7 protein-coding genes are annotated in these 6,291 nt (G+C 43.7%); 5 read left to right on the top strand and 2 right to left on the bottom strand.

The genetic code is table 11. The features are described from left to right. Positions 1-437: 437 nt before the first annotated feature. The 3 genes from RH85_RS19635 to phnR all read left to right on the top strand — a co-directional run bounded on the left by RH85_RS19635 (position 438) and on the right by phnR (position 2,422). Positions 438-818: a SpoIIAA family protein gene (locus RH85_RS19635; protein ID WP_006714480.1), complete on the top strand. Its 381-nt coding sequence runs from the start codon at positions 438-440 to the stop codon at positions 816-818. A gap of 172 nt (positions 819-990) precedes the next feature. Continuing rightward, the gene (locus tag RH85_RS19630) at positions 991-1,500 is read left to right on the top strand and encodes a GNAT family N-acetyltransferase (protein WP_006714479.1); all 510 of its coding nucleotides are present in this window, start codon (positions 991-993) and stop codon (positions 1,498-1,500) included. Positions 1,501-1,711: 211 nt separating this feature from the next. Next, a complete protein-coding gene (phnR, locus tag RH85_RS19625; RefSeq protein ID WP_006714477.1) occupies positions 1,712-2,422 on the top strand; it encodes a phosphonate utilization transcriptional regulator PhnR in 711 nt (236 codons plus the stop codon). Positions 2,423-2,528: 106 nt separating this feature from the next. Here the strand turns inward: phnR and RH85_RS19620 are convergent, their stop codons facing one another. Beyond that, the gene (locus RH85_RS19620) at positions 2,529-3,275 is read right to left on the bottom strand and encodes a phosphatase (RefSeq protein ID WP_006714476.1); all 747 of its coding nucleotides are present in this window, start codon (positions 3,273-3,275) and stop codon (positions 2,529-2,531) included. A 769-nt stretch (positions 3,276-4,044) separates the two neighbouring features. On the opposite strand from RH85_RS19620, the gene RH85_RS19615 reads away from it, so the two are divergent. Continuing rightward, on the top strand, positions 4,045-5,514 hold the full coding sequence (locus RH85_RS19615; protein WP_006714475.1) for a glutathione synthase: 1,470 nt from the start codon (positions 4,045-4,047) through the stop codon (positions 5,512-5,514). Between the two features lie 115 nt (positions 5,515-5,629). Here the strand turns inward: RH85_RS19615 and RH85_RS19610 are convergent, their stop codons facing one another. Beyond that, a complete protein-coding gene (locus tag RH85_RS19610) occupies positions 5,630-6,064 on the bottom strand; it encodes a PACE efflux transporter (RefSeq protein ID WP_006714474.1) in 435 nt (144 codons plus the stop codon). A gap of 130 nt (positions 6,065-6,194) precedes the next feature. On the opposite strand from RH85_RS19610, the gene RH85_RS22510 reads away from it, so the two are divergent. Continuing rightward, positions 6,195-6,291 (top strand): LysR family transcriptional regulator (locus RH85_RS22510; protein WP_006714473.1); only part of this gene is annotated, 97 nt, incomplete at its 3' end.

The raw sequence follows: 6,291 nt of genomic DNA, 5'->3' as shown, positions 1-6,291 counted from the left end.
CGCACTGTCTTTTCTATCCAGTTGTTCTGCCAAGAGCGCTATGCGGGCTCTTTCTTTGAAGTAGGGTTTGGTGAGAGTGTAAGTGATCCCGCCACCCACTATGATACAAGCGCCGATTCCAATCAGTAATTTCGTTTTTCTATTTATCTTACTAACAGTCAAGTTGGGTTCTCTTATTTGTGTTGGGTTTCAGTTCCATTATTGCCGACTATCCTATTGAAAATGTTACTGAATTTCAATTGTTGTGTTTTGTTTTCAATGGTTTAGGGTTTTTCTGAGACAAGAGCTAGCATAAGATTATCAACGTATTTTGTTATTAGAGCGCGCCGCTATTGCTGAAATTTACATACTTTGTTTGCCGAAATATGGCTTTTCATTTTGCTCTTATTAAGCAAATTTGTACTAAATTAGAACAAGGTCTAACACAGAGGTGAATTATGCATAAACACGGAATTTCTATCGGCCTTGATAGAGTCGATGATGATGTTTTTTTATCGATTAAAGCAGTCGGAAAGCTAACTCACGATGATTATCAAAGACTCGTTCCCATGTTGGATGCCGCATTGGCGAAAATTGAACAACCGAAAGTGAACGTGTTTTTCGATGCGACCGAATTTGAAGGTTGGGAGTTGAGAGCCGCTTGGGATGATTTTAGGCTAGGCATGAGTCACGGGTCGGAATTTGATCGCGTGGCATTGTACGGTTCACATGGTTGGCAAGAATGGGCTGCTAAAGTAGGCAGTTGGTTTATTCATGGTGAGATTCGTTCTTTTGAAGAATACGATGAAGCGGTCGCCTGGTTGATGGATGGTGCTTAGCAAATATGTCCATGTTTCATCTTCACTGCAGATATAGCTTGAGAGGCAGAAGTAATATTTAAAAAGGAACATCCGGGTTTGTTAAAAACGGAATATGTTACTAGTGCTGTTTGTCATCAACGGTTACCATCGAAGTTAACCACTTATCAATAAATAAGCAGTAAGGAAGCTCATGGGCATCAAAATTAGACATCTTGAGACTATGGATAATCGCGATTTATTTGATATCTACAGCTTCACTAGTGTGTCAGAAAACACTTCACAGCTGCCATTTTTGAGTTCTGATAAAGTTGCCAGTTTTTTCACCAACCCCGACAACTATACGTTAGTCGCGGAGGTAGACTCAAAGGTTGTGGCACATGTTACTCTGTTTTTAACGACAAAGGTTCGAGATAGACATTGTGCCGGGCTGGCAATCGCCGTTCACCCAGAAGTTCATGGGCAAGGTGTTGGTCGCGCTTTAATGGTTGAAGCGCTTAATCAGGCCGATAACTGGATCAACTTAGTCCGTATCGAACTGGATGTGCATACCGACAATGCAGCGGCTATAGCGCTGTATAAATCGGTTGGTTTTGATATCGAAGGGACTAAGCGTTTAAGTACGTTTAAAGCTGGGCGTTATATTGATATGTATTTGATGTCACGTCTTCATCCCAATCATCAATATCAGAATGAACAGTGATGATGCCGTTGCGTGCTGAATCTTTGGATGTCACGTTGTGTTGGTTTAGTAATGCACAGAACTGCACTTCTGCAGTAATATCCCCTCATTAGCTAATCATTGTTTGCTGCCGTCATACAACGTGAGCAGATGGTATGGCTTATATAGTGTTGGTTGAGAGTGAGTGGTTAGGGCACAACCTATCAGCTTGGCTTAAAGAGAAGGATGTTTCGTGCAGTACGTAAAAATTAAAGATTCGATTGTTGAGCAAATTGAGACTGGTATGTTGGCCCCGCGCCAAAAACTGCCAGCAGAGCGTAAACTGGCAGAGTCATTTGATACTACCCGCGTGACACTGCGTGAAGCATTGTCGTTGTTGGAAGCGGAAGGGCGAATTTACCGTGAAGACCGCCGTGGCTGGTTTATTTCCCCACCGCCATTGTGTTACGACCCAACACAAGCGTTGAATTTTCCCAATATGGCGAGAGCGCAGAATCGAGTACCTAAAACTGAGTTGATTGGTGCTAAGGCCATCTTGGCAGACAAGCATGCTGCACGCTTGCTTAACCTAAAGCCCTTCTCTGATGTTTACCGCGTGGATCGTGTACGCTATCTAGAAGATCGCCCGGTGGTTTATGTCACCAATTATATTCGTCCAGAATTGCTCCCGAATTTGTTGGAGCATGACCTTACTGCGTCATTGACGGATATCTATCGTGATCATTATGCCGTGAAGTATCAAAAAACACGTTACCGAATCACCACCAGTACCTTATTAGGTGATGCAGCTCAGGCGCTGCGCGCCACTTTAGGTACACCGGCAACGGTAGTAGAGCGTGTTCACTATAATCAGCACGGTGAGTTGATTGACTGCGGTATAGAATATTGGCGCCACGATGCGATCAGTATTGAATCCGTGGTTGAATTATCAATGACGGTTTAGTTTCTCTTTGTTGCTGTTCAATTTTATCTTATTAAATAAAACGCCCCTTGAAATAAACATTTAAGGGCGTTTTTATGTCACATCAGCAGGTTAAACAGTGGCGCGGTTAGTATAATTGTGCAAACTCTGCGATGGGTTTTCTGCCGCGCAATAGCAGAAAGTTCAAGAATCGTTGGGTGCTTGAGGTAATGATTTTTTCTTCATCGATTTGATATTTTTCAAGCAGTGCAACGGCGAGATCTAACTTAGCAATATCTTCACAGAAATGCGCATCAGAACCGGTGGTGAAGTAGACACCAATCTCTTTACCTATGCGTGCTATGTCGTCGCAACGTTCGACACTACCAATACGGCTGTGTCCCAGTAATGAAGAGTTGTTGATTTCAATCGCGACATTGTGCTCTTTCGCGCAACGCAATACGGCTTCGATATCAAACTGAAAATTAGGGTTACCAAGGTGACCAAGCGCATCAATACGACCACTTTTAATCACATTGAGTAAGGCTTCAGTATGTTCAGCTTCAGTCGCTGGAGCAAAAACGGGTTCATGAAAACTTGCCATAACCCAATCTAAATGTTGATCGGTACTTTGGTGTAAATCAATGTCCCCGTTGGTGTTGAGTGTGTTAGCTTCGACACCGCGAATAATACCAACCTCATTTAAAAAACGCGGAATAATGCGCTGGTTATTGAAGAACCAGTAGTGTGGCGCACCTGGCATTTCAGGGGCATGATCGGTGGTGCAGAGAATCTTCAGTCCCTTGCGATGGGCCGCTGCGGCATTTTCTAGTAACGTGCTGTATGCGTGACCGCTTGCTAGTGTATGAGTGTGAGTGTCAATCACGATCTTCATGTTTAACTCCAGAAATTTGGGACGACAAATCGCGATCCATATTGGACTCGGCGGTTGTCTCATTTGGCTTGAGTTGATACGAGTTTTGTTTGTTCGTATTACTGCATCCGATCTCAGGTCACCCCTCATGCTTCCTTTGATAGCGATGTCTGATGAATATTTTGCGTCTCCAAAGAGTGCTTACAAGATATCAATAGATTACTAGTAACCGATGTTTGTTACGTTTTAGCGGTTAGTGAGTGATTCATCAGAGCTGGTATTATAAGCGATTTATGTGCGCATATTGGCTCGTTGGATCAAGGATAGGTGTGACTTTTTGTTCAAATAGAATAATTATTTTTGTTTTTTTCGTCTTTTGTTTTTGGTCATCGTCTTAGGATTACAACCGCAAAGTACGTGTGAAATCGCAATGATCTCTTAATTGTGAACGAGGCATTTTAGCGAAACAGAAAGTCTATGCCGATGGAAGAAAAGCAATGGGTTGCCTTGGCTTGAGCAATTTTATGCGCTCCACAAATATTTCTATTGGATCAAGTAACCGCTAATATCAACAGTGATACCAAAGAGGCCATGAAAGAAGCACTGGATCAAATTTAAGATGGCGCCCCGTCTCTCCACTAGCCAAAAAGCATAAGAAGAAAGTGAGCATTTAAATAGCTCATTGGGTTTAGCCAGCGCAATCGCCTAGTTAGGCGGTCATCCATTAGAAGGCCGGTATTCGGCCTTACATTGCACTGAATAAGTCGCAAAGTTTACAGAGTAGAACCAGATGAACAATCAAAATCAATTCGTTTCTCAACAAGTTATTGAAGATGCCTGTGAATGGGCCATCATGCACGGTGTGGCTTTTCGTCAAGCGGATAACACCGCTCGCCATTGTCCATTCAGTCTTGCGCCAACAGCGATGGAGCGTAATGTCTATCAGCACTTACTTAGAGTGACGCCGGTTATTGCCAAATTGATTAATGCAGTGTCTGAAGATCATGACTTCTTGCAAAGCTCACTGCGTGATATGGCCAAAGCAGACCCGTTTTTTGGCAGTTTGATGGCATTGCATCTGCAAGCTCATGGGGATCAACAGACGCCTCTCCCTACGGCTCTTAAACCTGCGCGCCAGCCGCTGCTTTTGATGCGAACCGATTTTATGGATGACCGTGACCAAGGCGCGAAAGTGATTGAGTTTAATGGTATTGCTGCTGGCATGGGGCCGTTTGGTCAACGAGCCACACAATTGCACCAGTACATGAGTGAGCAGTGGGGCAGTGTTTATCAGCAATGGTTAGAAGACCCGCTGAGTGTATCGGCAGACAATGTCGGCTTAGAGCAGCTTGCACTGGGTATCGCAACTTCGGCGCAAGCGATCAAAGAGCAATTTGGGGATGAGGGCAAGCCAACCTTTTTGATGGTAGTGCAAAAGAACGAAGACAATGTTTATGATCAGCATTTGTTGGAAGTGGAATTGCAAAAGCGCGGTGTACGCACTGTGCGTCGTACTTTTGAGCAATTGAGTAAACAGCTTTCAACCGGTGATCAGCAACGCTTAGTCCTAGCAGGTATGGGTGGGATTGATGTGGTCTATTTACGTGCTGGTTACCAATACAGTGATTACTGTGCCCCTGAATTGGATGAAAGTGTTTGTTGCCATACCTTAAGCCAAACCCGAGTATTTATCGAAAAACACAATGTGGCTGTTAACGCGACCATCAGCCAGCAGTTGGCCACCAGTAAATCGATGCAAATGATGCTTACCATGATGGACGCGCATGAATATCAACGTTGGGGGCTGACGTTAGAAGAAGCGCATTTGGTGAAAAGCGTGTTAGCAGAGATGAAGCCGGTTAGCCAATCGGTGATTGAATGGTTTACCACTTCGGCAAACAAAGATCACTGGGTGCTGAAAAACCAAGGTGAAGGTGGTGGTCACTGTATTTTTGGCGATGATATTGCGGCGAAATTGTCGCAATTAGATCCACGAGAATATGACGCATGGGCATTGATGCAACGCTTATATCCTCATGAGCGTGATGTGCCGACGATTGCGGTGCGTGATAGCCAGCAAACGCTGATCAGCGATTTAGTCAGTGAAATAGGTCTGTTTACTGCACATTATCAAGGTAAACCGGTAACGGAGCTGGGAGGTTATGCGGGTTATCTTATTCGCAGTAAGCCGGCCAGCGAAAATGAAGGTGGCATTCACAGCGGTAAAGGCATTTTAGATTCTTTAACTCTGATCGACTAAGTTGCATTCATCAATAAGTGCAAAAAGTAAGTGCTAAAAATAGGTACTAAAAAACCGAGTTGAGCTAAGTGGCTGACTCGGTTTTTTATCACTAAACGCTCGCGTTTTGATAATGCTATTCGCTGACTAGAGCTGGTGATTTTTTGGCGATAATGTAGGCCCGCAAATGATCATAAGCTAGGTTGAACACAAACGCGTATAGGGTAATAAATATGGTTACACCAATATCCATAATGAAGGCTTGCCATAGACTCACATTGAGAATATATGCCATCACCGGAACGGTGAAAAACAGTAACCCCGCTTCAAATAACAGTACATGATTAATACGTGTCATTAACGTGCGTTTTTCTTTCTTTCCGGGCACAAATTTATCAAATACCCAGTTAAAGATTACATTCCATAGCATCGCAATAGTCGCGACAGCTATCATTGTTCCTGATAGGTGGTTAATGCTGTGATCGGTAAAGGTCGCTAAGCCTATGATCGATAATGATACGGCTAAGGCTTCAAACGTAATCGCGTGGAATAAACGTTCTAATCGACTCACAAAGTCTCCTCAACGAATGGTCGTGCAGATAAAGAGCCGAGGATTATGCCGATATAAATTCAGAACAAAAGTTAATGACTATCACACTTCGTGATACCTTGTTGCTCTGGCTATCGATGTGATGAGCATTATGTACAGTTTTGAACAACTAAAAATCTTTGTCACCGTGTGTGAGTGCGGCTCTTTTTCTGCCGCGGCACGTAAACTCAGCCGAGCGCAATCAGGAG

Origin of the sequence: Vibrio ichthyoenteri ATCC 700023 (assembly GCF_000222605.1) — a bacterium.
Lineage (GTDB): Bacteria > Pseudomonadota > Gammaproteobacteria > Enterobacterales > Vibrionaceae > Vibrio > Vibrio ichthyoenteri.
Note: the sequence above shows the minus strand (reverse complement) of the source record. Positions and strands in the feature narration are given on the sequence as shown.

Coding starts and splice junctions, on each gene's coding strand:
- RH85_RS19635 (WP_006714480.1), top strand. CDS start 438: ATGCATAAACACGGAATTTCTATCGGCCTTGATAGAGTCGATGATGAT.
- RH85_RS19630 (WP_006714479.1), top strand. CDS start 991: ATGGGCATCAAAATTAGACATCTTGAGACTATGGATAATCGCGATTTA.
- RH85_RS19620 (WP_006714476.1), bottom strand. CDS start 3,275: ATGAAGATCGTGATTGACACTCACACTCATACACTAGCAAGCGGTCAC.
- RH85_RS19615 (WP_006714475.1), top strand. CDS start 4,045: ATGAACAATCAAAATCAATTCGTTTCTCAACAAGTTATTGAAGATGCC.